This window comes from Rhodococcus ruber NBRC 15591, assembly GCF_001894945.1.
GTDB classification, from domain to species: Bacteria; Actinomycetota; Actinomycetes; order Mycobacteriales; family Mycobacteriaceae; genus Rhodococcus; species Rhodococcus ruber.
In genome coordinates this window covers 93542-116346 of the sequence record NZ_BCXE01000016.1, presented here as the reverse complement: position 1 = coordinate 116346, position 22805 = coordinate 93542, and the positions used below count along the sequence as shown (strand labels likewise).

General features: G+C 68.9%; 19 protein-coding genes. 16 read left to right on the top strand and 3 right to left on the bottom strand.

Annotation, left to right across the window (positions count from 1 at the left end):
* Positions 1-58: 58 nt before the first annotated feature.
* From RR3_RS10880 to RR3_RS10855, 6 genes are all read left to right on the top strand, one after another.
* Positions 59-1468 carry a replication-associated recombination protein A gene (locus RR3_RS10880; RefSeq protein ID WP_010595172.1) on the top strand — a complete coding sequence of 470 codons (1410 nt, stop codon included), beginning with the start codon at positions 59-61 and terminating at the stop codon, positions 1466-1468.
* Positions 1469-1542: 74 nt separating this feature from the next.
* Entirely contained in the window at positions 1543-2643 is a 1101-nt protein-coding gene (locus RR3_RS10875; RefSeq protein WP_172603565.1) for a cytochrome P450, read from the top strand.
* A 207-nt stretch (positions 2644-2850) separates the two neighbouring features.
* Positions 2851-5517, top strand: coding sequence for an alanine--tRNA ligase (gene alaS / locus RR3_RS10870; protein ID WP_010595169.1), 2667 nt, complete (start codon positions 2851-2853; stop codon positions 5515-5517).
* On the top strand, positions 5517-6041 hold the full coding sequence (gene ruvX, locus RR3_RS10865; protein WP_174557569.1) for a Holliday junction resolvase RuvX: 525 nt from the start codon (positions 5517-5519) through the stop codon (positions 6039-6041). Before alaS ends, ruvX begins: the two co-directional genes overlap by 1 nt.
* Positions 6038-7804, top strand: a complete 1767-nt coding sequence (locus RR3_RS10860) for an endolytic transglycosylase MltG (protein WP_048773561.1) — start codon at positions 6038-6040, stop codon at positions 7802-7804. Before ruvX ends, RR3_RS10860 begins: the two co-directional genes overlap by 4 nt.
* 5 nt (positions 7805-7809) lie before the next feature.
* On the top strand, positions 7810-8643 hold the full coding sequence (locus RR3_RS10855; protein ID WP_082170407.1) for a shikimate dehydrogenase: 834 nt from the start codon (positions 7810-7812) through the stop codon (positions 8641-8643).
* A gap of 174 nt (positions 8644-8817) precedes the next feature.
* Here RR3_RS10855 and RR3_RS10850 read toward each other — a convergent pair whose 3' ends face one another.
* Positions 8818-9210: a DUF7144 family membrane protein gene (locus RR3_RS10850; protein WP_225222415.1), complete on the bottom strand. Its 393-nt coding sequence runs from the start codon at positions 9208-9210 to the stop codon at positions 8818-8820.
* Between the two features lie 364 nt (positions 9211-9574).
* Here RR3_RS10850 and RR3_RS10845 point away from each other — a divergent pair, with 364 nt between their 5' ends.
* Together RR3_RS10845 and RR3_RS10840 are read left to right on the top strand one after the other, a co-directional pair.
* Entirely contained in the window at positions 9575-10024 is a 450-nt protein-coding gene (locus RR3_RS10845) for a DUF6325 family protein (RefSeq protein WP_029540091.1), read from the top strand.
* Positions 10025-10080: 56 nt separating this feature from the next.
* Positions 10081-10383, top strand: a complete 303-nt coding sequence (locus RR3_RS10840; protein WP_003935456.1) for an SHOCT domain-containing protein — start codon at positions 10081-10083, stop codon at positions 10381-10383.
* 148 nt (positions 10384-10531) lie between these two features.
* On the opposite strand, the gene RR3_RS10835 is transcribed toward RR3_RS10840, so the two are convergent.
* Together RR3_RS10835 and ppk2 are read right to left on the bottom strand one after the other, a co-directional pair.
* On the bottom strand, positions 10532-13330 hold the full coding sequence (locus RR3_RS10835; RefSeq protein WP_010595163.1) for a cation-translocating P-type ATPase: 2799 nt from the start codon (positions 13328-13330) through the stop codon (positions 10532-10534).
* Between the two features lie 43 nt (positions 13331-13373).
* Positions 13374-14261, bottom strand: a complete 888-nt coding sequence (gene ppk2, locus RR3_RS10830) for a polyphosphate kinase 2 (protein ID WP_010595162.1) — start codon at positions 14259-14261, stop codon at positions 13374-13376.
* 18 nt (positions 14262-14279) lie between these two features.
* On the opposite strand from ppk2, the gene RR3_RS10825 reads away from it, so the two are divergent.
* The 8 genes from RR3_RS10825 to RR3_RS10785 all read left to right on the top strand — a co-directional run bounded on the left by RR3_RS10825 (position 14280) and on the right by RR3_RS10785 (position 22793).
* Positions 14280-15938, top strand: a complete 1659-nt coding sequence (locus tag RR3_RS10825; RefSeq protein WP_255325550.1) for an MFS transporter — start codon at positions 14280-14282, stop codon at positions 15936-15938.
* Between the two features lie 388 nt (positions 15939-16326).
* Positions 16327-16743, top strand: coding sequence for an SHOCT domain-containing protein (locus RR3_RS10815; RefSeq protein ID WP_003935451.1), 417 nt, complete (start codon positions 16327-16329; stop codon positions 16741-16743).
* Between the two features lie 166 nt (positions 16744-16909).
* Positions 16910-17242 (top strand): three-helix bundle dimerization domain-containing protein, encoded by a 333-nt coding sequence (locus tag RR3_RS10810; protein WP_003935450.1) that lies wholly within the window; start codon positions 16910-16912, stop codon positions 17240-17242.
* 31 nt (positions 17243-17273) lie between these two features.
* On the top strand, positions 17274-19019 hold the full coding sequence (locus tag RR3_RS10805) for an alpha/beta hydrolase (RefSeq protein WP_003935449.1): 1746 nt from the start codon (positions 17274-17276) through the stop codon (positions 19017-19019).
* A 191-nt stretch (positions 19020-19210) separates the two neighbouring features.
* Positions 19211-20947 (top strand): SulP family inorganic anion transporter, encoded by a 1737-nt coding sequence (locus RR3_RS10800; RefSeq protein WP_064066445.1) that lies wholly within the window; start codon positions 19211-19213, stop codon positions 20945-20947.
* A gap of 106 nt (positions 20948-21053) precedes the next feature.
* Positions 21054-21590, top strand: a complete 537-nt coding sequence (locus RR3_RS10795; RefSeq protein ID WP_010595158.1) for a hypothetical protein — start codon at positions 21054-21056, stop codon at positions 21588-21590.
* Positions 21591-21695: 105 nt separating this feature from the next.
* Complete coding sequence (locus RR3_RS10790; protein ID WP_003935446.1) at positions 21696-22517, top strand: class II glutamine amidotransferase; 822 nt, start codon at positions 21696-21698, stop codon at positions 22515-22517.
* Positions 22518-22595: 78 nt separating this feature from the next.
* On the top strand, positions 22596-22793 hold the full coding sequence (locus RR3_RS10785) for a DUF4177 domain-containing protein (RefSeq protein ID WP_003935445.1): 198 nt from the start codon (positions 22596-22598) through the stop codon (positions 22791-22793).
* Positions 22794-22805: the final 12 nt, after the last annotated feature.

The following is a 22805-nucleotide window of genomic DNA, read 5'->3' as shown; positions in this document are numbered from 1 at the left end:
TCGGTTCACGGTCCCGTCGGCCCGGACCGCCGTCGGGACGGGACGGTAGCTTCGTGGGGTGAGCACCTTCTTCGGAGCGGAGGAACCCACCGGCCCGGACGCCTTGTTCGAGGCCCCCCGCCCGGCCGAACCCGAACCCGACCCCGCGCAACCGGCGGCGCGTCCGCCCCGCGGCGGCGGACCGAACGCACCGCTCGCCGCCCGCATGCGCCCGGCCGACCTGAGCGAAGTCGTCGGCCAGCAGCACCTGCTCGCCCCCGGCGCGCCGCTGCGCCGCCTCGTCGAGGGCTCCGGCGCCGCGTCCGTCGTGCTCTACGGCCCGCCCGGGACCGGCAAGACCACCCTGGCCTCCCTCATCTCCGGCGCCACCGGTCGACGCTTCGAGGCACTGTCCGCGCTGTCGGCCGGCGTCAAGGACGTGCGGGCCGTGATCGACCTGGCCCGTCGCCGCCTGAGCGCCGGCGAGCAGACCGTGCTCTTCATCGACGAGGTGCACCGCTTCTCCAAGACCCAGCAGGACGCGCTGCTCGCCGCGGTGGAGAACCGGATCGTGCTGCTCGTGGCCGCCACCACCGAGAATCCGTCGTTCTCCGTCGTTGCCCCGCTGCTGTCCCGCTCCCTGGTGCTGCAGCTGCAACCGCTGGGCCCCGACGACATCCGGGCCCTGCTCGAGCGGGCCCGCACCGACGAACGCGGCCTCGGTGGAAGCGTGCAGATCACCGACGACGCGCTCGAGCACCTGGTGCGCCTCGCCGGTGGCGACGCACGCCGCGCGCTGACCGCCCTCGAGGCGGCCGCCGAGACCGCCCTCGACCGCGGCGGTACGGGCGCGACGATCGACCTGCCGACCGTCGAGTCGAGCATCGACAAGGCCGCGGTGCGCTACGACCGCGACGGCGACCAGCACTACGACGTCGCGAGCGCGTTCATCAAGTCGCTGCGCGGCTCCGACGTCGACGCCGCGCTGCACTACCTCGCGCGGATGATCGTCGCGGGGGAGGACCCGCGGTTCATCGCGCGGCGGCTGATGATCCAGGCCAGCGAGGAGGTCGGCATGGCCGATCCGACCGCGCTGCAGACGGCGACCGCGGCCGCGCAGGTCGTGCAGCTCGTCGGCATGCCCGAGGCCCAGCTCGCCCTGGCGCAGGCCACCATCCACATCGCCACCGCACCCAAGTCGGGTGCGGTCACCGCCGCGCTCGGCGCCGCGATCGCCGACGTCAAGGCCGGCCGGTCCGGGTCGGTGCCGGCGCATCTGCGCGACGGCCACTACGCAGGCGCCCAGAAGCTCGGCAACGCCGTCGGCTACCGCTACCCGCACGACCACCCCGACGGCGTGCTGGCACAGCAGTACGCGCCCGACGAACTCGTCGGCGTCGACTACTACACCCCGACCGGCCACGGCGCCGAGCGCGAGCTGGCACAGCGGGTGCCGAAACTCCGACGGATCGTGCGCGGCGCGCGTTAGCGTGATCCGGGCACCGAGGCGAGGAGGCGACCATCGACACGGCGCACGCGGAGTGGGATCCCCGCTCGGAGGCGGTGCAGGCGGATCAGGTCGCCGGGTACGACGCGATGCGGGCCCGCGGGCCGATCGCGTACGACGGTGACCGCAGCTGGACCGTCTTCGGACACGCCGAGGCCGTGCGGATCCTGGACGACCCCGCGACGTTCTCCAATGCCGTGTCCCGGCACCTGCAGATCCCCAACGGACTCGACGGGGAACGGCACCGCGCGTACCGCGCCGTCGTCGACCGCTATTTCACCGCCGAGCGGCTCGCCGCGTTCGAACCGGCCTGCCGCGCCGTCGCCGCCGAACTGGCCGCCGCACTGCCCCGCGGACGCGCGGTCGAGGTGATGTCCGTGCTGGCCGAGCCGTTCGCCGACAACGTCACGTGCGCGTTCATGGGCTGGCCCGATGCGCTGCGGGCGCCGCTGCGGGCGTGGGCGGAGAAGAATCGTCGCGCCACCCGCGCCGGGGACCGGACGGCGCTGTCGACGATCGCCGTCGAGTTCGACGGCCACATCCGCGCCCAGCTCGACGCCCGTCGCGGCGAGCCCGTCACCGATCCCACGGGCGAACTGCTGCACGAAACCGTGGACGGCCGGCCGCTGCGCGACGAGGAGATCGTCTCGATCGTGCGCAACTGGACCGTCGGCGAGCTGTCGACGATCGCCGCGAGCGTCGGCGTGGTCGCCGGCTTCCTGGCGAACCACCCCCAGGTGCAGGACCGGCTGCGGGCGGACCCGACGCTGCTCGTTGCCGCGAGCGACGAGATCCTGCGGATCGACCCGCCGTTCGTCGCCAGCCGCCGCCGGGTAACTGCCGAGCGCCGGGTCGCCGGTTGCCCGCTGCCCGTCGATGCGCGGGTACAGGTGCTGTGGGCGTCGGTGAACCGGGACGGGGCGGTCTTCGGTGACCCCGACGAGTTCCGGCTCGACCGCGACCCCGCCGACAACCTGGTCTACGGCCGGGGCGTGCACTACTGCCCGGGCGCCCCGCTGGCCCGGCTCGAGCTGAGGGTGCTGTTCGAGGAGTTGCTCGGCCGCACCGCGCGGATCATGCCGGCCGACGGGTGCGCCGCCGTGCGCGCCCGCTATCCGATCGGCGGATTCGCGAAGCTGCCGCTGCAGTTCGACTGAGCGCGTACCGCCGGGTGTCAGCCGGTCCGTCGACGGTCGCTGTGCCGCCTCGGGCCGCCGGTCGACAGGGCCGAACGATACTTCGCTCACGCCCGGCGGATGCTCACGGCGGCCGCCGACGTCGGCGCGATAGGCTGAACGATGGCCGATTCGCCGTGTCCGGACGGGCACGGTAGTCCACACCGTCAGACAAAGAGGACCATCGACGTGCAGACCCACGAGATCCGCAGGCGCTTTCTCGACCACTTCGTGAAGGCCGGCCACACCGAGGTGCCCAGCGCGTCGCTGATCCTGGCCGATCCGAACCTGCTGTTCGTCAACGCCGGCATGGTCCCGTTCGTGCCCTACTTCCTCGGCCAGCAGACCCCGCCGTTCAGCACCGCGACCTCGGTGCAGAAGTGCGTGCGCACCCTCGACATCGAGGAGGTGGGCATCACCACCCGGCACAACACGTTCTTCCAGATGGCCGGCAACTTCTCGTTCGGCGACTACTTCAAGGAAGAGGCGATCGGGCACGCGTGGTCGTTGCTGACCGGCTCCGTCGACGACGGCGGCTACGGCATCGATCCCGAGAAGCTCTGGGCGACGGTGTATCTGGACGACGACGAGGCGTACTCGATCTGGCACGACAAGATCGGCGTCCCCGCCGAGCGCATCCAGCGCCGCGGCATGAAGGACAACTACTGGTCCATGGGCATCCCCGGTCCCTGTGGCCCCTGCTCGGAGATCTTCTACGACCGCGGCCCCGAATACGGCGCCCCGGGCGGCCCCGAGGCCGACGAGGACCGCTACATCGAGATCTGGAACCTCGTGTTCATGCAGAACGAGCGCGGGGAGGGCGGGGCCAAGGAGGGCTACCCGATCCTCGGGCCACTGCCGAAGAAGAACATCGACACCGGCATGGGTGTCGAGCGAGTCGCGTTCCTGCTCCAGGGCGTCGAGAACGTCTACGAGACCGACCTGCTGCGCCCGGTCATCGACAAGGCCGCCGAGCTCACCGGCAGCGTCTACGGCGCCGACCATGCCTCGGACGTGCGTTTCCGGGTCATCGCCGACCACGCCCGCACCGCCGCCATGCTCATCGTCGACGGCGTCAACCCCGGCAACGACGGGCGCGGCTACGTCCTGCGCCGCCTGCTGCGCCGAATCGTGCGTTCCGCGCGCCTGCTCGGCGCCGACGCGCCGACGATGGCCGAGTTCATGGCCGTCGTGCGCGACACCATGAGCCCGTCCTATCCGGAGCTGGCGACGGACTTCTCGCGCATCGAGACCGTCGCCGTCGGTGAGGAGACGGCGTTCCTCAAGACCCTGGGCACCGGCAGCAAGCTGTTCGAGGGCGCGGTCGAGTCCGCGAAGGCGCAGGGCAGGTCCGTTCTCGGTGGCACCGAAGCCTTCACTCTGCACGACACCTACGGGTTCCCCATCGACCTGACGCTGGAGATGGCCTCCGAGGCGGGCCTGACCGTCGACGAGGACGGCTTCCGTTCCCTCATGGCCGAGCAGCGTCAGCGCGCCAAGGACGACGCCCGTGCCCGCAAGCACGCCCACGCCGACCTGACCGTCTACAAGGAACTGCTCGACCGCGGCCCCACCGAGTTCACCGGCTTCACCGAGCTGGTGACCGAGGCGACGGTGCTGGCCGTCATCACCGGCGGGGAGCGGCTGCACGCGGCGCAGGCCGGCCAGGACGTCGAGTTGATCCTCGACCGCAGCCCCCTCTACGCCGAGTCCGGCGGACAGATCGCCGACGTCGGCACCATCACCGCCGGCGGCCTGCGCATCAAGGTCAACGACGTCCAGAAGATCGCCAAGCAGCTGTGGGTGCACAAGGTGACCGTGCTCGAGGGCCAGGTCACCGAGGGCGACGCCGTCCTCGTGCAGGTCGACCCGTCCTGGCGCAAGGGCGCCACGCAGGGCCACTCGGGTACCCACCTGGTCCACGCCGCGCTGCGCGAAGTCCTCGGCCCCAACGCCGTGCAGGCGGGTTCGCTGAACAAGCCGGGCTACCTGCGGTTCGACTTCTCCTGGCCCGGTGCGCTCAGCGAGCAGCAGAAGGCCGACATCGAGGCCGTCACCAACGAGGCGGTCGCGGCGAACTACCCGGTCAACACCTTCGTCACGGACCTGGACAAGGCCAAGAAGATGGGTGCGATGGCGCTGTTCGGCGAGAACTACGGCGACGAGGTCCGCGTCGTGGAGATCGGCGGCCCGTTCTCGATGGAGCTGTGCGGTGGCACGCACGTCGAGCACTCCTCCCACGTCGGCACCGTCACCCTGCTCGGCGAGCAGTCCGTCGGCTCGGGTGTGCGCCGTGTCGAGGCATACGTCGGCCTGGACTCGTACCGGCACCTGGCCAAGGAACGGGCCCTGCTCGCCGGTCTGTCCTCGACCCTGAAGGTGCCCTCCGAGGAGGTGCCTGCGCGCGTCGAATCGCTGGTCGAGCGGCTGAAGGCGGCCGAGAAGGAACTCGAACGCACCCGCGCCGCCGCAGTGCTCGCCTCGGCCGGCACGTTCGCCGAGAAGGCACAGCGCACCGGTGATCTGCTCGTCGTCGCCGAGGCGGCCCCCGAGGGCGTGGCCGGCAACGACCTGCGCAGCCTCGCCTCCGACGTCCGCGGCCGGCTCGGCAGCGAGCCCGCCGTGGTGCTGCTGCTCGGTTCGGCCGACGGCAAGGTGCCGTTCGTCGTCGCCACCACCAAGGCCGCGCAGGCCAAGGGCATCAAGGCCGGCGACCTGGTCTCGAGCTTCGGACCGGTCATCGGCGGCCGCGGCGGCGGCAAGCCCGACATGGCACAGGGATCGGGATCCGACCCCGCCGGGATCCCCGCGGCGTTGACCGCGTTCCGCGCCCGGCTCAGCGAGCTGGCCGGCTGATCGTGGCCGACTTCGCCGGTCCCGACCGCCCGGGTGTCGACGATCCCGGCCGCGGCCGCCGCATCGGCATCGATGTCGGAAGTGTCCGGATCGGCGTCGCCTCGTCGGATCCGGACGGGATCCTGGCCACCCCGGTCGAGACCGTGCCGCGCTCGAAGGAACGCGGGCCCGACGCGCCGGATATCCGGCGCATTGTGGACATCGTCACGGAGTACGAGGCCGTGGAGGTTATCGTCGGACTGCCGCAGACCCTGCGCGGGGAGCCCGGCAAGGCCGCGAAACTGGCCCGTGATTTCGCGGGACGGTTGCGCCGGCGGCTGACCGGGATTCCCGTGCGGATGGCCGACGAACGATTCACGACGGTCACTGCGGCGCGGGCCCTCCGCGAGAGCGGAGTCAGTGCGCGCGGTGCGCGGCCGGTGATCGACCAGGCCGCCGCCGTCGCCATCTTGCAGGGTTGGTTGGACGAGCGGAGTGCAGTGGTGAACGTGGCCGAGGACGGCAAGCCGGAGAGCGGACGATGAGCCGGCACGGGAGGCCGGACGACGAGTCCACCGGGGCGAACCACGTCTCCGGGGATCGTCCCGGGTTCGAACCCGCCCAGCAGGACGAGTGGTACCGGCCGCGGCACGGGACGGAGGCTTCGCAGCCGCCGGACCACACCGGGGGCGGGCACCGCTACGAGCCGCCACCGCATCCGGCCGGTGGGCATCCCTACGACGACGCCCCGACCACCGAGCACGTCTACCGGCTCGACGAATACGACCCCGGCGCCCCGTCGCAGCCCGAGCGCCGGCCCTACGGTGGACATCCCGCCGACGAGCCGGGTTCCGAAACCCAGGTCTTCGAGGCCCGGACCTACGAGACCCAGGGCTACGAGCCGCCCGACTACGACCCCCGCGACCACGACGGATACGACCCCGCGCCGGGCGCCTACCGACACGACGACTACGAGCAGCGGCCCGCCTACGACGAGTCGGGCTACGACCAGTTCGGGTACGCCGCGGCCGACGACGATCCGCGCGGCCACACCGAGACGTCCGCGGCGGGACGGGACTGGACCGACTCCGCCGACCGTGCCGCCCCCGAGCCCGTCGGGATGTCCCCGGCCCGCCGGGCCCACGCCCGCTCGGCCCGGGGCCGCCGCACGCGCGGCCGGATCGTCGGGATGCTCGCCGTCGCGGCCGTGCTGGTTCTGCTCCTCGGCGGCGGGTTCTTCGCCTACCAGAAGTTCACCGGCCCCGACCTGCCGCCCGATTACACCGGTGCGGGCGGTCCGGCCGTCGTCGTGCAGGTGCACCCGGGTGACACCGCCGAGCAGATCGGCGCCGCTTTCAAGGAAGCGGACATCGTCGCCAGCTCCGACGCCTTCTACAACGCCGCCGTCCAGAACCCCGGCATGAACTCGTTGCAGCCGGGCTTCTACTCGATCGCCAGCAAGCTTCCCGCCCGCGAGGCCGTCGCCGCGCTGGTCGACCCCGCGAACCGGGTCGGGGCGCTGGTGATCTCCGAGGGCCGGCAGTTGCACGACATCCGCGATGTCAACACCGGTGCCGTGCGCAAGGGGATCTACACGCTCATCGCGGAGGCCAGTTGCCTCGAACGCGACGGGCAACGCACGTGTCTGACCTACGAGGAACTCGACGCCGCGGGTGCGAGCACCGACCTCGCCGCGCTCGGTGTGCCGGAATGGGCGCGGGCCGCCGTCGCGAACGTGCCCGACCGCAGCCGGCAGCTCGAGGGACTCATCGCGGCGGGGCGCTGGGACTTCGATCCCGGCGCCGGGGCAGCGGACATACTCCGGTACCTCGTCTCCACCAGCGCCGAGCGCTACGACGAGACGGGTATCACCCAGGCTGCGGCGAAGGTGGGACTGACGCCGTACGAGATGCTCGTCGCCGCGTCCCTCGTGGAACGCGAGGCGCTGCCGGACGACTTCTCGAAGGTCGCCCGGGTGATCCTCAACCGGCTCGAGATCGGGCAGCCGTTGCAGTTCGACTCGACGGTCAACTACGCCCTCGACGAAACCGAGCTGGCGACCACCGATGCCGACCGGGCGCAGGTCACCCCCTGGAACACGTACGCGAGCCCGGGACTGCCCGCCACCCCGATCTCGTCGCCGAGCATCGAGGCGCTGCAGGCCGTGGAGAACCCGGAGGCGGGGAACTGGACGTACTTCGTGACCATCGACGCTCAGGGCACGACCCTGTTCGCCGACAACTACGACGAACACCTGACGAATACGCAGCAGGCGCTGGACAGCGGAATCCTCGACAGTGGCAGATGACGACAGTGGCAGATGACATCGTGACCGGCGCCCGCAGGGCCGCGGTCCTCGGCAGCCCCATCGCGCATTCGAAGTCCCCGTTGCTTCACCTGGCTGCCTACCGGGCACTGGGTCTGACGGACTGGACCTACGAGCGCATCGAATGCACGGGCGAGGAGTTGCCGGCCCTCGTGTCGGGACTCGGGCCCGAGTGGGTCGGGGTGTCGGTGACGATGCCCGGCAAATTCGCGGCCCTCGAGTTCGCGACCGAGCGCACCGACCGGGCGGTGCTGATCGGCTCGGCGAATACCCTGGTGCGGACCGCGGACGGCTGGCGGGCCGACTGTACCGACGTCGACGGCGTCACCGGCGCGCTGCGCGCCGCCGGCGTCGGGGATCTGGCCGGCGCTTCGGCGGTGGTGGTCGGGGCCGGGGGGACCGCGCGGCCGGCCCTGGTGGGGCTCGCCGAGCTCGGGGTCACCTCGGTGACCGTCGTCGCCCGCAACGAGGTCCGGGCCGCCGAGACGTTCGACTGCGCCGAGGCGGTGGGTATGAAGCCGCGTTGGTTGCCGTTCGACGCCCCGGAACTCGCGGACGTGTGCGCCGGCGCTGGTGCGCTCGTGAGCACCGTGCCGGCGGCCGCGGCGGCGCCCTACGCGCAGCAGCTCGGCCGCGCACCGTTCGTCCTCGACGCGATCTACGACCCGTGGCCCACCCCGCTCGCCGAGGCCGCCACGGCGCATGGATCCGTCGTGGTGGGCGGCCTGCAGATGCTGCTGCATCAGGCATTCGGCCAGGTCGAGCAGTTCACCGGTCGACCCGCACCGAAGGCGGAGATGGCCGCGGCCCTCGCCGGTTGACGACGCGGCGGGTTCGGCTCCGGCCGGCACCGGCGACGGTCGTCGCATCCGGGGTGATCGATGGAGCGGGGGTCGATGCAGTACTGAGGAACGACTGCATCGACGCCACCCGCGCGACGCCGCGGGCCGTGCGACGGGACGGATCGCCGTCGCACGACCCGGTGCCGGGCGCGATCAGTAGTAGTCGGCCCGGGGGTTCCACGTCGAGATCGCCCAGATGACCACGACGTCCAAGGCGATGATCAGGATCGACCACCACGGGTAGTACGGCAACCACAGGAAATTCGCCAGAATGGACAGCGCGGCGATGATGATGGCCGCCACCCGTGCCCACGTCGCGCCGGTGATCAGCGCGATGCCGACGACGACGATCACGACACCCATGACGATGTGGATCCATCCCCAGGTCGTGAGATCGAACTTGAAAGTGTACTCCTGGCCCTGGACGATCACTTCGTCCTCGGCGACCGCCGCAATCCCCTGGAAGAACTGCAGGACTCCGATCGTGGCCATGATGACCGCGGCTCCGATCGACGTCCCCGCCGCGACGGCCTGTTTCGTGGACATGGGTTCCGGTTCGACATGCACGTTGTGTGACACGGTCGTCTCCCTCTCCGAACGGATCTGACGGGTCGAGTGTGCGCCGGGTTGCACAGGTCCAGCAGGGACTTTCGTCCCATTCTCGGTATCGGCGCGGTCACGCACCCCTCGCGCTCCTTCTTTCGGCGACGAGGCGGGAGCAATCCGGTTGCCTGCCCGAAGACAGCCTGCCCGAAAACCGGATGCGCGCAGACATGTGCGAGCTATCGTCGAACATGCAGTGGACCGGTTCTCCGTTCCCCGGTCGGCGTCGCCACCATGCGGGTGTGGCGCCGTGAAACCGCCCGAACTGCTGCCGAAGACCGATCCCGTCGCTGAAACGAGGCACCCGGTGACCGATTCCGACATCGACGAGATGGGTCCGGTCGACTATCTCGTCATCGAGTTCCCCGCCGACCGTCCGCCCGACGGGTCGGCGCTGCCCCTGCTGCGCGATCTCGTCGAGCGCGGCATCGTCCGAGTGCTGGACCTGGCGTTCGTCCAGAAGGATCCGGACGGCTCCGTCGCCGGGATCGACATCGCCGACGTCGGGCTCGAAGGCGAGGTCGATGTCACGCTGTTCGCGGAGGCCGCCTCCGGTCTGCTCGACGACACCGACTTCGCCGAAGCCGGCGCCGCACTCGAGCCGGGCTGTTCGGCGGCTGTGCTCGTGTACGAGAACACGTGGGCAGCACCCTTTGCTCGCGCTCTGCGCCGCAACGGCGCCCAGCTCGTCGCGTCGGGCCGGATTCCCGTGCAGAGCATCCTGTCGTCCCTGGATCGGATCGAGTCCGAAAGCTGAGAACAGACAGAGGGATTCGGCTACGTCGATCCTTCGAGTATGCAGAGGAGTGCGTCATGCCCGGACTGCTGCGGGGCGTCGCCCGCACGGCCGTGGTGGCGGGAACCGCCACCGCCGTCTCCAACCGTGTGTCCCGGCGACAGGGCCAGCGCTGGGCGGGGCAGGAGCAGGCGCGATACGAACGCTACGAGCAGTATCCGCCTGAACCCGCCCCGCCGCCCGCCGCCCCGGCCGCGCCCGTCGCCCAAGGAGGGACGGACCGGATCGCCGCATTGAAGGACCTCGCCGAGCTGAAGGCGCAGGGCGTGCTCACCGAGGCCGAGTTCGAAGCCGAGAAGGCCCGAATCCTGGCTTCCTGACCAGCCGACGGCACGCCCGACCGCGGTGAATCATCCTGCGGGCGGGCGTGTCCCGGCGCCTTCGGGCCCCACATGCTCGAAGTCTCGGTCATCCGCTTCCCGAGTCGTACGTGCGGCCGGATCGTAGGTGCGCGATCGTGATTCGCTGTCAGCGGTGATGGACACGCTGCGGTGCCACTGCGGCCGCGACGGGGATGGGGGCCGTCGGCGCCGAACGTCGGCGTCGCCGCAGTACCTTCTCGCCTTCGATGACGACCGGAACGAGGAGCGACCAACCCACGCAGGCGAGCCACTGGCCGCCGGTCAGTGAGGTGGTCATCAGCAGATCCTGGAGGAAGCCGGCCTCGACGGCGAACACTGTGACGACGACGGGGATGGACAGGATTCCGAGCGCCCTCAGGACCGGAGCGGTCATCCCCGAGTCCGGGTCTCGGCGCAGGGCGAGTCCGCTCAGGATGGAACCGAACGACAAGACCACGAATGCGGTCGTCATCGGGACGTTGGCCGCGGTGGGGCTCATCTCGCCGGGAGCGAGGAGCATCGCAGCGAGGGTGACGGCGAACTGCAGGATGCCATATGCCAGCCACTGCAGTAGCGCCGTGCGGTTCGCGATCGGCACCCCGGGGTCGCGGGGCGTCTTGGTCATCAGGTTCGGCGGTGGCGGGTCGAGCATGATGACCGCAACCGGAAAGAGGGTGATGAAGAAGTGCTGGAACAGCACCATCAGCGGCGTGAGCGCGACGCCGTCGTTGATGTCGAAGATGCTCGCGACGAGGAACAGCAGGACGAGTGAGAACAGCTTGGACATCTGGTAGCGGATGTAGGACACGATCTTGTCGTAGATGCTGCGTCCCAACCTGATCGCGGTGATCAACGTCCCGAAGTTGTCGTCCGTGAGCACCATCTTGCCGGCCTGCTTGGTGACCTCGCTGCCCGAGCCCATGGCCACCCCGATGTCGGCCTTCTTCAGGGCCGCGGCGTCGTTGACGGCATCGCCGGTCATGGCCACTACCGCGCCGCTCCGCTGCATGAGGTCGGCCAGCCGCAGCTTGTCCTGCGGAGTGACGCGGCCGAAGACGTGCAGGTTCGGCAACGCTGCCGTCAGTTCCTCGTCCGACATGGCGTGCAGTTCGGCCCCGCCGATCGCGCCCGGCCCGAGACCGAGTTCGGCACCGATCGCCGACGCTGTGATCGCGTGGTCGCCGGTGATCATGCGGACCTCGATGCCGGCCGCTCGCGCGGTGCGGACCGAGTCGACGGCCTCCGGGCGAAGCGGATCGATGATGCCGACCATCCCGACGAAGATGAGCTCACCGACGAACGACATCGGGTCGGCCTGCACCGCCTCTTCCCGACCGTCGAGCAGGCGGACCGCGAACGCCAGCACGCGCAACCCCTGCTCCGAGAGAGTTCGGTTGGCCGCGCCCAGGTCGTCGCGGACCTCCTCGATCGGTACCTCCCGACGGCCCGGCTGGTAGGCGCTGGTGCAGCGGGCGAGGACGACATCGGGTCCACCCTTGACGAGTTCCACGAATCGGGTGGTGCCGTCGACCGGTAGGTGGTGGAACGTCGCCATGAACTTGTAAGCGGAGTCGAACGGCACCTCCGCGACCCGCGGATACGTCCGCCGGGTCAGCGGAGCGTCGATCCCGATCTTCGCGGCGAGCACCACGAGCGCGGCCTCGGTGGGATCGCCGACGATGTCGCCGGTGTCGGAGACGGTGGCGTCGCTGTCCAGGCACAGGCCGTACGCGAGCAGGGTGAAGTCCGGAACCTCCAGGCCAGCAGCCTGGGCAATCCTCCCCGTCTTGTCGTAGCCCTCGCCGTCCACGGTGTACCAGCGGCCGTGGAAGTACAGGGACCGGACGGTCATCTGGTTCATGGTCAAGGTGCCGGTCTTGTCCGAGTTGATCGCGCTGGTGGCACCGAGTGTCTCGACGTCGGTGAGGTTCTTCACGACGGCCTTGGCGTCCGCCAGTTGACGAGCCCCGAAGGCGAGCATGGCCTGGACGAACGTGGGCAGACCGGTGGGGATGGCGGACACCCCCATGGAGATGCCCAGCAGCAGCAGCGTCGCCAGTTCCTGCCCCCGAACCAACCCGATGATCACGATGATCGCGACCGCAGCCCACGCAATGATCCCGAGAATCTTGGTCAGTGAGTCCAGCTCGCGCTGAAGCGGCGACTTGCTCGGTGCGACGGCCGACAGCATCGACGCGATCCGGCCCATCTCCGTGTGCATGCCGGTTTCCGTGACGATCATCGTGGCGGTGCCCCGGGTGACCGACGTGTTCTGGAAGACCATGTTGCTGCGGTCGCCGAGGGCGACATCGGTGGTGTCGAGCGTGTGGGGGTCCTTCGGGACGGGGGTACTTTCACCCGTCAGCGCCGCCTCCTGCGTCTCGAGGGTGGCCGTCGTGAGCAGCCGACCGTCGGCGGGCACGATGTCGCCGGCCTCCACTTGCACGATGTCGCCCGGGACGAGGTCGGTGGCGGCGAGCTGAACCAGGATGCCGTCACGGATCACGCGCGTCTGCGGGGTCTGCATCCTCGCGAGCGCATCGACGCTGGCACGAGCCTTCAGTTCCTGTTGCGTGCCCAGCACGATGTTGAGTCCGACGAGCACCACGACCACGATCGCCGTCGGTACCTCACCGATGACGATGCTGACGACGGCGACCGCGACCAGCATCAGGTTCATCGGATCTTCGAGCTGCCGAAGCGCGATCGCCCACATCGACGGTCCGGGCTCGGAGGCGATCTCGTTGAGGCCGTACCGGCGGCGGCGGGCACCGGCTTCTCCCGCGGTCAACCCCGAGTGCCGATCCGAGTTCAGCACCGCGACAACGGTATCCGGCTCCTGGACGTGCCAGGTGTTCCGCTCGGCCTGCACGTCGTCGGTGTCGGTGGGATGCCCCTGATCCGGGGGGTGTTCGGTGAGAGCCATGATCGCTTCTCCTCGCCGGAGACGACTCGTCGGAGACGACTCCTCAGAAGGGCGTGGGGATCCAGTGCAGTTGCTGCCTGGGCGTCCGGTATCCGTGCGGACCCCGACGCTCCGGCAGGGTGATGTCGCGGTGTTCGAGCGGTTCGTAGGGAATCTGGCTCAGCAGGTGGCTGACGACATTGAGCCGGCCGCGCTTCTTGTCGTCGTTGTCGGCGACATACCAGGGTGCCCAGCCGGTGTCGGTGTAGCGGAACATCTCGTCGCGTGCCCGCGAATAGTCGTACCACCGGCTGTACGACTGTAGATCGAGGTCCGAGAGTTTCCAGATCCTGCGCGGATCGTCGATCCGGCGTTGCAGCCGCACCGTCTGCTGTTCCTGACTCACCTCGAGCCAGTACTTGAGCAGAACGATGCCCGAGTCGACGATCGCCCGTTCGACCGCGGGCGTCATCTCGAGGAAGTGCCGCGCTTCCTCGTCGGTACAGAACCCCATCACCCGTTCGACTCCCGCGCGGTTGTACCAACTGCGGTCGAAGATCACCACCTCGCCACCGGCCGGCAGATGCGGAAGGTACCGCTGCACGTACATCTGGCTCTTCTCGCGCTCGGTCGGCGCGGGCAGGGCGACCACGCGGAACACACGCGGGCTGACGCGTTCGGTGATCGCCTTGATGACGCCGCCCTTTCCGGCGGTGTCGCGGCCCTCGAACAGAATGCAGACTTTCGCGCCGGAGGATCTGACCCATTCCTGCATGGCGACGAGTTCACCCTGGAGCGGTTTGAGACGTCGTAGATACTCCTTGTTCTTCATCGGCTTCTTCGCCGGCGTTCCCGGTTCCGCAGCGGGCGAACGGAGCTCCCCGGCTTCGTCAACGCGCTTCCGGCCGTGGCCGCCCTTCGGTGCCTTCTTCCGGGCCGATTTGGAACCCATGACCGAATCTCCCGATGTGTGGACTGGAGGCGAGGGGCCTCATCGAACGGCCGGCACTTCCGGAGCGATCGCCGGAAGGTGCATGGAAGCGATTTTCCATCAGTGCCGAGAAATCCGCCGGATTTCGACCATTTCGCCGGCTCGATCGGGGCGACGCAACGGCGGCGGTGGACGCTCGAAATTGCCACCTTGGGTTCTTCGAATGCCCCAGAATGTCACTGGCCACGTTGTGCACGAGTCAGTGCATCTCTTTGTCGAGCGGAAGGGCTCGCCATGCCGGACAGTCTCGACTCTCCGCGCCCGTCCTCGACCCTGCGGCGGATGCTCGTGCCGCTCGCTCTGGCACAGTTCATCTGCAGCTTCGCCGGGTCGAACATGAACGTGATGATCAACGACATCAGTGCGGATCTCGGGACGACCGTGCAGGGTGTGCAGACCGCGATCACCGTGTTCCTGCTGGTGATGGCCGCGTTCATGATCCCCGGAGGCAAGCTGACCGACCGGTGGGGGCGTAAGCGGTGCTTTGTGCTCGGTCTCGTTCTGTACGGCATCGGAGCATTGATCAGCGCGGTCTCGCCCAACCTCGGGGTACTGATCATCGGCAACTCGATCCTCGAAGGGGTGGGCACCGCGCTGCTGATTCCGCCGGTGTACATCCTCACCACGATGCTCTTCAGTGATCTGACCTCTCGAGCGCGGGCATTCGGTGTCATCACCGGGATGGGCGGCATCGGAGCGGCAGCAGGTCCGCTGATCGGTGGTGTCATCACCACCGGCATCGACTGGCGCGCGGCCTTCGTGTTCCAGGCGCTGATCATCGGAGCCATCCTCGTGCTCAGCCGGGGGATCGTGGACCCGGTGCCTCCCGACCCGGCGCGACCGTTCGACGCCGTCGGCGCCCTCCTTTCCGCCGCCGGCCTGGTCTGTCTCGTGATGGGGATCCTGCAGGCAGACACCGATGTCGTCCTGATGGCGATCCTGGTCGTGGTGGGAGCGCTGTTCATCATGGGGTTCCTGCTGTACGTGCGGGCCCGTGAACGGGCCGGCAAGGAGCCACTGCTGTCGCTGTCACTGTTCCGCAACCGCACCTCGAACCTCGCGCTGGTGACGCAGAACATCCAGTGGCTGCTGCTGATGGGGATCGCGTTCGTCGTTTCCGCCTTCCTGCAGGTCGTCCGGGGATACAACGCGATCGAGACCGGCGTGATCTTCACCGCGGCCACCGCCGGCATCCTCGGTGCCTCGCTCGTGGCGGAGCGGCTGACGGCGAAGTACCCGCAGCGCACGCTGATCACAGCCGGGTTCGTCACCACCCTCGCGGGTGTCGGTGTCCTTCTCCTGCTCGTGCGGGCTTGGACGAGTGCATGGGCATTCACGCCAGGGCTGCTGCTCATCGGCATCGGACTCGGGACGATGCTGACGCCGTCGGTCAACGTGGTGCAGTCCGCATTCGCGGAGGAGCGTCAAGGCGAGATCTCGGGGTTGTCGCGGTGCGTATCCAATCTCGGATCGTCGCTGGGTACGGCTGTGGCGGGTACCGTCCTGGTCGCCGGGTTGACCTCGCCCGACCGCGCGTACGCGCTGGCCATGACAGTGCTGGCCGTCCTCGGTCTGATCGGGTTGGTGGCGGCGCTGCTTCTCCCCGGCACACCCGATCGAACTCCGGCACCACGTTGACGGTTTCGGGGGCTTTGCGTATATGGGCGGCGTACGATATGTACGGTCGTCCCGCAAAAGGGGCCACATGGATGCGAGATGAGCATGCCGGGTGCTGGTGCCGACGCTGTCACGGTCGATCGGCTTACCACCGATTTCGGTGGCGATGTACCACCCGCGGTCCTCGAGGCCGCGGTGGTGGTGGGCGTCGGTAATTCGAGCGGGGTTCCGGAGTCGGATCTGCCGGAACCCGGGGGACGGTTCCTCCGTCGGGGTCCGCTGAACTCGGTCGAGTCGCGGACGACGGCGGTACCGTAGCGCGCCGGGATCGCCGTAGCAGGATCCGAGAATTTCATTCCGGCCGGCTTCGGGAAATCACCTTGCCGGTCCGGTCGAGGAGGCTGACCTGATGGATTCCTTCTGGGATTACGTGTGGTACACGGTCGTCGTATTCGCCTTCGTGGCGTATCTGATCGTGCTGTTCCAGATTCTCGTCGACCTGTTCCGCGATCACACCGTATCCGGCTTCGCCAAGGCGGTGTGGGTGGTCGTGCTGGTGCTCTTCCCGTACATCAGCGCACTGGTCTACCTGATCGTCCGAGGCCGGGGGATGGCGCTACGGGCGCAGCAGGCACAGGCGGAAGCCAAGCAGGCCACCGACGAGTACATCCGGAACGTCGCGGCCGGCAAGTCCCCGGCCGAGCAGATCGCCGACGCCAAGGCGCTACTCGACTCGGGTGCGATCACGGCCGCCGAGTTCGAGCACCTCAAAGCTCAGGCGCTGGGACGGGGTACCGCTGGTCGTGACGGCGTCCCCGTCGGCTGAGTCGCGAGCGGGACCGGAAGTCCGGTGCGATCGTCCTTTCATCATGTCGGTGAGGGCAGGTGGCCGGCAGTCGAATTCGTGATCGGGTCCGTTGCGGCAGAAGTAGATTCCAACTCTCGGGGACGGATCCGGCGGAGTCGGCCGGTGCACGCGGAAGGAGTGCGACATGGTCTACAGTGCCCTCGACCCGAGGAGCGATGTCCGTCCCGCGTCGGCGCGGTCGGCTCCGCAGCCGGCCACCAGCGACCTGAGGCGGGTCCGCACCCGGGACGTGCCCCCACCGGGCGGGGACGAAGCCGTGCAGCTCGAGCTGATCGTCACTCGCCTCGCCGTGCGCTTTCCGTCGATGTCGCGCGGCGACATCGAGGTCGTGGTGCGGACCGTCGAGAAGCGGTTCGCCGACGCGAAGGTCCGGGACTTCCTGTCCCTGTTGATCGAGAAGGCAGCCCGCCGCGAGATCGATGAGGGCACAGCGTCGTCTCGGATCGAACTCGCGTAGGCGGACGGCGATGACAGCGCACGGACCCAGGGTGGAGGACGAACCGGCGGCGAGCACGCCCGGGAAGCAGAACAGCGGAGTCCGTGCTGCCGGCACCGAGCCCCAGGACGCGCCGAGTGCGGACGACACGGATCGCGAGACCGGGCGCCGCCGGAGGTTGCTGTTCGTCACCCTTCCGGGGTGCTGGGGCGCACTGCTCTTCGCGTGCCTGTCGTTCACGCCGTCGCTGCTGCCTCGAGGAGGCCTGCTCCAGGGCGTGATCTGCGGCATCACCGCCGCGATCGGCTACGGGCTGGGAGTATTCGCGGCGTACGTGTGGCGCGCCTTCGCCGATCGCGGTCCCCGGCGCCCGCGGCGCGGCTCCTGGTACGTCTTCCTCGCCGCGGCGACGGTGCTGTTCGTCGGCTCCTTCGCCGCCGGACAATACTGGCAGCACCAGATCCGCACGTTGATGGGAGTCACCGAGTACAACGTCGCGCTCGTCGTCCTCTCGCCGTTCGTGGCAGTGCTCGTCTTCGGTCTCCTGCTCGCGATCGGACGTGGCGTGCGGGGCGCGTACCGGTGGCTGACCACTCTGCTCGACAGATGGATCGGGCATCGCGCGGCGAGGGTGCTCGGGTGGATCGCGGTCGCCTGGCTGGTCTACGCGGTCGTCTCGGGTGTGCTGCTCGGTGGCCTCGTCAACGTCGCCAACTCCGCATTCTCTCTGCGCGACACCACGACTCCCGAGGGCGTGCAGCAACCCGAGACGAGCCTGCGATCGGGTGGACCGGGTTCGGTGGTGCCGTGGGACTCGTTGGGGTACCAGGGGCGCACCTTCATCGGCTCGGGCCCCACCACCGAGGAGATCGCACAGTTCGTCGGCCGCCCGGCTGTGGAGCCGATTCGGACGTATGCCGGTCTGGCGTCGGCGGACGACTCCGAGGCTCGGGCAGCGGCGGCGGTCCAGGATCTGGAGCGTGCCGGAGGCTTCGAGCGGGCGAATCTGCTCGTGGTCACGACCACGGGGAGCGGGTGGGTGGACCCGGCGCTGGTGGATTCGTTCGAGTACCTCACCGGGGGCGACGCGGCGACCGTGACGGTCCAGTATTCGTACCTGCCGTCGTGGATCTCCTATCTGGTGGACCAATCGAAGGCTCGGCAGGCCGGTCGCGATCTGTTCGACGCGGTGTACGACGTGTGGTCGAAGCTGCCCCAGGACGCCCGTCCCCGACTGTTCGTCGCCGGAGAGAGTCTCGGCTCGTTCGGCGGCGAGACCGCCTTCAGCGGCGAATACGATCTGCGTAACCGCACCTCGGGAACCGTGTTCGCCGGGCCCCCCAACTTCAACACGCTGTTCCGGGAATTCAGCGACCGGCGTGAACCCGGCAGTCCGGAGGTCGAACCGGTCTACAAGGACGGGCGCACCGTGCGGTTCACCAACGATCCGCAGGGCGGCATTCCTCCCGCGGATCGTCCGTGGGACGGCAGCCGGGTGCTGTACCTGATGCATCCGTCCGATCCCATCGTGTGGTGGAGCCCGAATCTGATTCTCCGCGAACCGGACTGGATCGGGGAGGCACCCGGCCGGGACGTGCTCGAGGACATGGTCTGGATTCCGTTCGTCACGTTCTGGCAGGTCACCGCCGATCTGCCGTTCTCCACCGGAGTGCCCGGCGGCCACGGCCACAAATACACCGGCGAGTACGTCGACGGCTTGAACACGGTCGTGCAACCGGTGGGGATCACCACCGAGCAACTCGCCACCCTCCGGGACATCATCGACGCGGGGGAGTAGGGCACCGGTCGATGCGGATCGCCGTCCTCCCGCGCACGGCGTTCGGGATCCGGTCGACGCAGCGCGGCACGAGCGGCCGCGTCCCGTCGGATGCCGGCGAGGCCGTGCCACGAAATTCGTTCGCGCGGCAGCAGGTATGCGGACTGCCCGAAGTGCGGTGAGCGCCCTGTGGGCGGTGCCATACTTGCGGAATGTCTCGGAGGCGAGCTCTCGCTCGACTGCCCGGAGTCGAGACGGTACGCGGCTACCGTCGGGACTGGCTGCGCTCGGATCTCGTCGCGGGTCTCGTTCTCACTGCCCTGTTGATCCCCGCCGGCATGGGATACGCCGAGGCGGCGGGACTGCCCGCGTACGCGGGGCTTTACGCGACGATCGTTCCGCTGCTCGCCTACGCGATCGTGGGGCCGTCCAAGATCCTCGTCCTCGGCCCCGATTCGTCGCTGGCGCCGTTGATCGCGGCGGCGGTGGTGCCGCTGGCCGTGACCGACGACCCCGAGAGCGCCCTCGCATTGGCCGGCGTCCTCGCCGTGCTCGTGGGTGCCATCATGATCGCGGGCGGATTCCTGAACCTCGGCTTCGTCACCGAGCTGCTGTCCAAGCCGTTGCGGCTGGGATACCTCAACGCCATCGCGCTCGTCGTCATCGTCGGGCAGTTGCCGAAGCTGCTGGGCTTCTCGGTGGACGCGTCCGGGTTGCTCGGTGAGATCGGCGCGATCGCCCGCGCGGTGGGGGACGGGCAGGTGGATCCGACAGCTGCCTGGGTCGGAGTCGCATCGCTGCTGGTCATCGTGGGTTTCAAGGTGCTGCATTCGAGGGTCCCGGGGGTGCTCGTCGCGGTCGTGGGAGCCGTGATCGTGGCCGCGGTGGCGGATCTGAGCGACGACATCGACATGGTCGGCGCACTGCCCGAGGGCCTGCCGCGTCCCTCGTTCGGCGGGGTCGACTGGGGTGACGTCGCGTCTCTGGTGGGACCGGCCGCGGGCATCGCGCTGATCGCATTCGCCGACTCCGGTGTGCTCTCCCGCACCTTCGCTGCCCGGCGGGGGGAAAGCGTCGACGGGAACACGGAGATGAAGGCGATCGGGGTCGCCAACGTGGCCAGTGGCATGTTCGGGGGGTTTCCCATCTCTGCCAGCGGATCGCGCACGCCTGTGGCAGAGCAGAGCGGGGCGCGTACCCAGCTTGCCGGCGTGGTCGGCGCCGTGGCGGTGCTGTTGTTCGTCCTCCTGGCACCGGGAGTGACCGCGTACCTGCCCCAGGCGACCCTCGGAGCGGTGGTGATCGTCGCGGCGACGGCGCTGGTCGACGTCCGCGGGCTGGTGCAGATGTGGCGTATGAGCCGGACGGAGGCGTTGCTCGCGGCCGCGGCATTCGTCGGCGTCGCACTGGTGGGAGTCCTGCAGGGCATCCTGGTCGCGATCGGACTGTCGTTCCTCGCGGTGGTGGTGCGGGTGTGGCAGCCGTACCGGGCCGAATTGGTGGCCGTGCCCGATCGGGAGGGCTTCCACGACCTCGCCCGTCATCCCGAGGGCCGGCGCATCCCGGGATTGGTCATCGTCCGATTCGACGCACCGCTGTTCTTCGCCAACGGGGAGATGTTCGATCGCTACGTTCGCTCGCTGGTGACCGATTCTCCCCGTCCGGTCGAATGGGTCGTGCTCGCCGCCGAACCCATCATCGGATTGGACACCACCGCGGTCGACGAACTCGTCGACCTCGACCGCTACCTGGAGAGTTGCGGCATCAGGCTGGGGTTCGCGGAGATGAAGGGCCCGATCAAGGATCGGCTGGTGCGGTTCGGTGTGGGCGACCGCTTCGATCCGTCCCGCTTCCATCCCACGCTCGAGGCTGCCGTGGACGCCTTCGAGTCCCGCGATCGGCTGCACGACCCGATCCGACCGGGAGACGACGACGGCGCGGAATCGTGACACCCGGAGCGGTCCGCTCGACCGAACGGCACGTCGCTGTACGACGGTCCCACGATGTGACCTGCGAGCCACGGCTCGATCCGGTTGAGGAGAAAGGTGGGATCCGATGGGAACCGATACGCACGCGCTGCTTCACGGCCCGTTGTTCTCGCGCCGTCGACCGTTGGACCGCGAGAACGCGGCGAGTCGGATCAGCGCCTACGTCTACGGCAATGTCCTCGTCCTTGCGGCGCTGGTGCCGATCGCCACTTCGAGTGAGCGCGTCGGGATTCTCGTCGTCCTCGGCACGGCCCTGTCCACCTTCCTTGCCCATGCCTTCGCCGAAGGCGTGGGTCAGAGTGTCCGAGAAGGAATCACGGTGACTCGAGCGGACAAGATCCGCGAGCTGCGCAACTCCGTACCGATTCTCAGTTCCGCTGTGCTGCCGTGTGCAGTCCTCGGGACCGCGCTGCTGGGATGGCTCGAGCCGAGGACCGCCCAGATCGTGGCCGAAGTCGCGGTGCTGGTCCGCATCGGAGGAATCGTGTGGGTCATCGGCCGGTTGAAGGGCGAACGTCCCACCCGTGCGTCGGTGGTTGCTGCTGCGCTCTTGACCGCGATCGCGACCGTCGTCGTGATCGTGAAGATCGTGCTCACTCACTGACCCTTGTCACGAGGGGGTACCGGACCGCTCGGTTCCGGCGGCAACCTCGGCATTCTCGAGCCGGGGATGGCGCCGGTGTGATGCAATGAGGTGGTGTGCAGATGGATGGCCTACTCGGGCGATCCGATCCTCGTGGAGGACTTGCTGTTCAAGCCCGAGCATTCCCTGATCGACCAGAGCCTGCACTCGCGGCTCGGGGCGACCACCACCAACGGTGACGGATTCGGGATCGGGTGGTACGGCGAGGAGGACGAGCCGGCCGTGTTCAAAGGGGTCGATCCGGCGTGGAACGACCGCAATCTCCGGGAACTCGCCGCCCATGTGCGCACGCCGCTGCTCCTCGCGCACATCCGCGCCTCGACGGGCACACCGGTTCAGCGCAGCAACTGTCATCCGTTCCGTCACGGCCGTTGGCTGTGGATGCACAACGGGGTGCTGAGCGAATTCCGGCGCATCAAACGCGATCTGGTGCTGGCGGTCGATCCGGAACTGTATCCGGACATCGAGGGGTCGACGGATTCGGAGGTACTGTTCTTCCTCGCCCTGACCTTCGGCTTGTCGGACGATCCGATCACCGCGGTCTCCAGGGCCGTCGGGACCGTCGAACATGTCGCTCGCGCCAAGGGCGTCGACGACCCGGTGCAGATGACCGTGGCCACCACCGACGGCGAATCCCTGTGGGTCTTCCGGTACTCGAGCGTGGGCCGCAGCCGCTCGCTGTTCTTTTCCACGGCGGTCGACAAGGTCCGGGCGCTGCATCCGGAGGTGGAGGTGCTGCATCGCCTCGGCCCCGAGACCCGCTTCGTGGTCTCCGAACCACTGCGCGACCTGCCGGGTGCCTGGAACGAGGTGCCCGAGGCGTCCGTCGGAATCGTCCGGCCCGGGGCGGACGAGATCCTCCCGTTCCGGCCGCTCGAGCCGGTCTGACATTCACCGGAAGGAATGTCGCGAGTCGTGCTGGGCACCCGGCCCGGCGGACACATCCGGCAATCAGGAGGAGGCGGCGTGTACACGTACAAGGTGATCGAAGTTCGCGAGAAGATGCTCGGCGGCAAGATGTCGGGTGACAAGCTCGAGCGGCTCCTCAACGAACAGGCCCGACAGGGGTGGCGCTTGAAGGCGATCACGTCGGCGGACATCAAGGGCCGGCTCGGTCCAGGCGGCGTCGAGGGAATGCTCGTGACGTTCGAGCGCGAAGACTGAGACACGCCGGCG

What these genes read in the sequence shown, in the direction of transcription:
- RR3_RS10860 (WP_048773561.1), top strand. Translation starts at nt 6,038, where the DNA reads ATGAGCCGGCACGGGAGGCCGGACGACGAGTCCACCGGGGCGAACCAC.
- RR3_RS10850 (WP_225222415.1), bottom strand. Translation starts at nt 9,210, where the DNA reads ATGTCCACGAAACAGGCCGTCGCGGCGGGGACGTCGATCGGAGCCGCG.
- RR3_RS10840 (WP_003935456.1), top strand. Translation starts at nt 10,081, where the DNA reads ATGCCCGGACTGCTGCGGGGCGTCGCCCGCACGGCCGTGGTGGCGGGA.
- RR3_RS10835 (WP_010595163.1), bottom strand. Translation starts at nt 13,330, where the DNA reads ATGGCTCTCACCGAACACCCCCCGGATCAGGGGCATCCCACCGACACC.
- ppk2 (WP_010595162.1), bottom strand. Translation starts at nt 14,261, where the DNA reads ATGGGTTCCAAATCGGCCCGGAAGAAGGCACCGAAGGGCGGCCACGGC.
- RR3_RS10815 (WP_003935451.1), top strand. Translation starts at nt 16,327, where the DNA reads ATGGATTCCTTCTGGGATTACGTGTGGTACACGGTCGTCGTATTCGCC.
- RR3_RS10810 (WP_003935450.1), top strand. Translation starts at nt 16,910, where the DNA reads ATGGTCTACAGTGCCCTCGACCCGAGGAGCGATGTCCGTCCCGCGTCG.
- RR3_RS10800 (WP_064066445.1), top strand. Translation starts at nt 19,211, where the DNA reads ATGTCTCGGAGGCGAGCTCTCGCTCGACTGCCCGGAGTCGAGACGGTA.
- RR3_RS10795 (WP_010595158.1), top strand. Translation starts at nt 21,054, where the DNA reads ATGGGAACCGATACGCACGCGCTGCTTCACGGCCCGTTGTTCTCGCGC.
- RR3_RS10790 (WP_003935446.1), top strand. Translation starts at nt 21,696, where the DNA reads ATGGCCTACTCGGGCGATCCGATCCTCGTGGAGGACTTGCTGTTCAAG.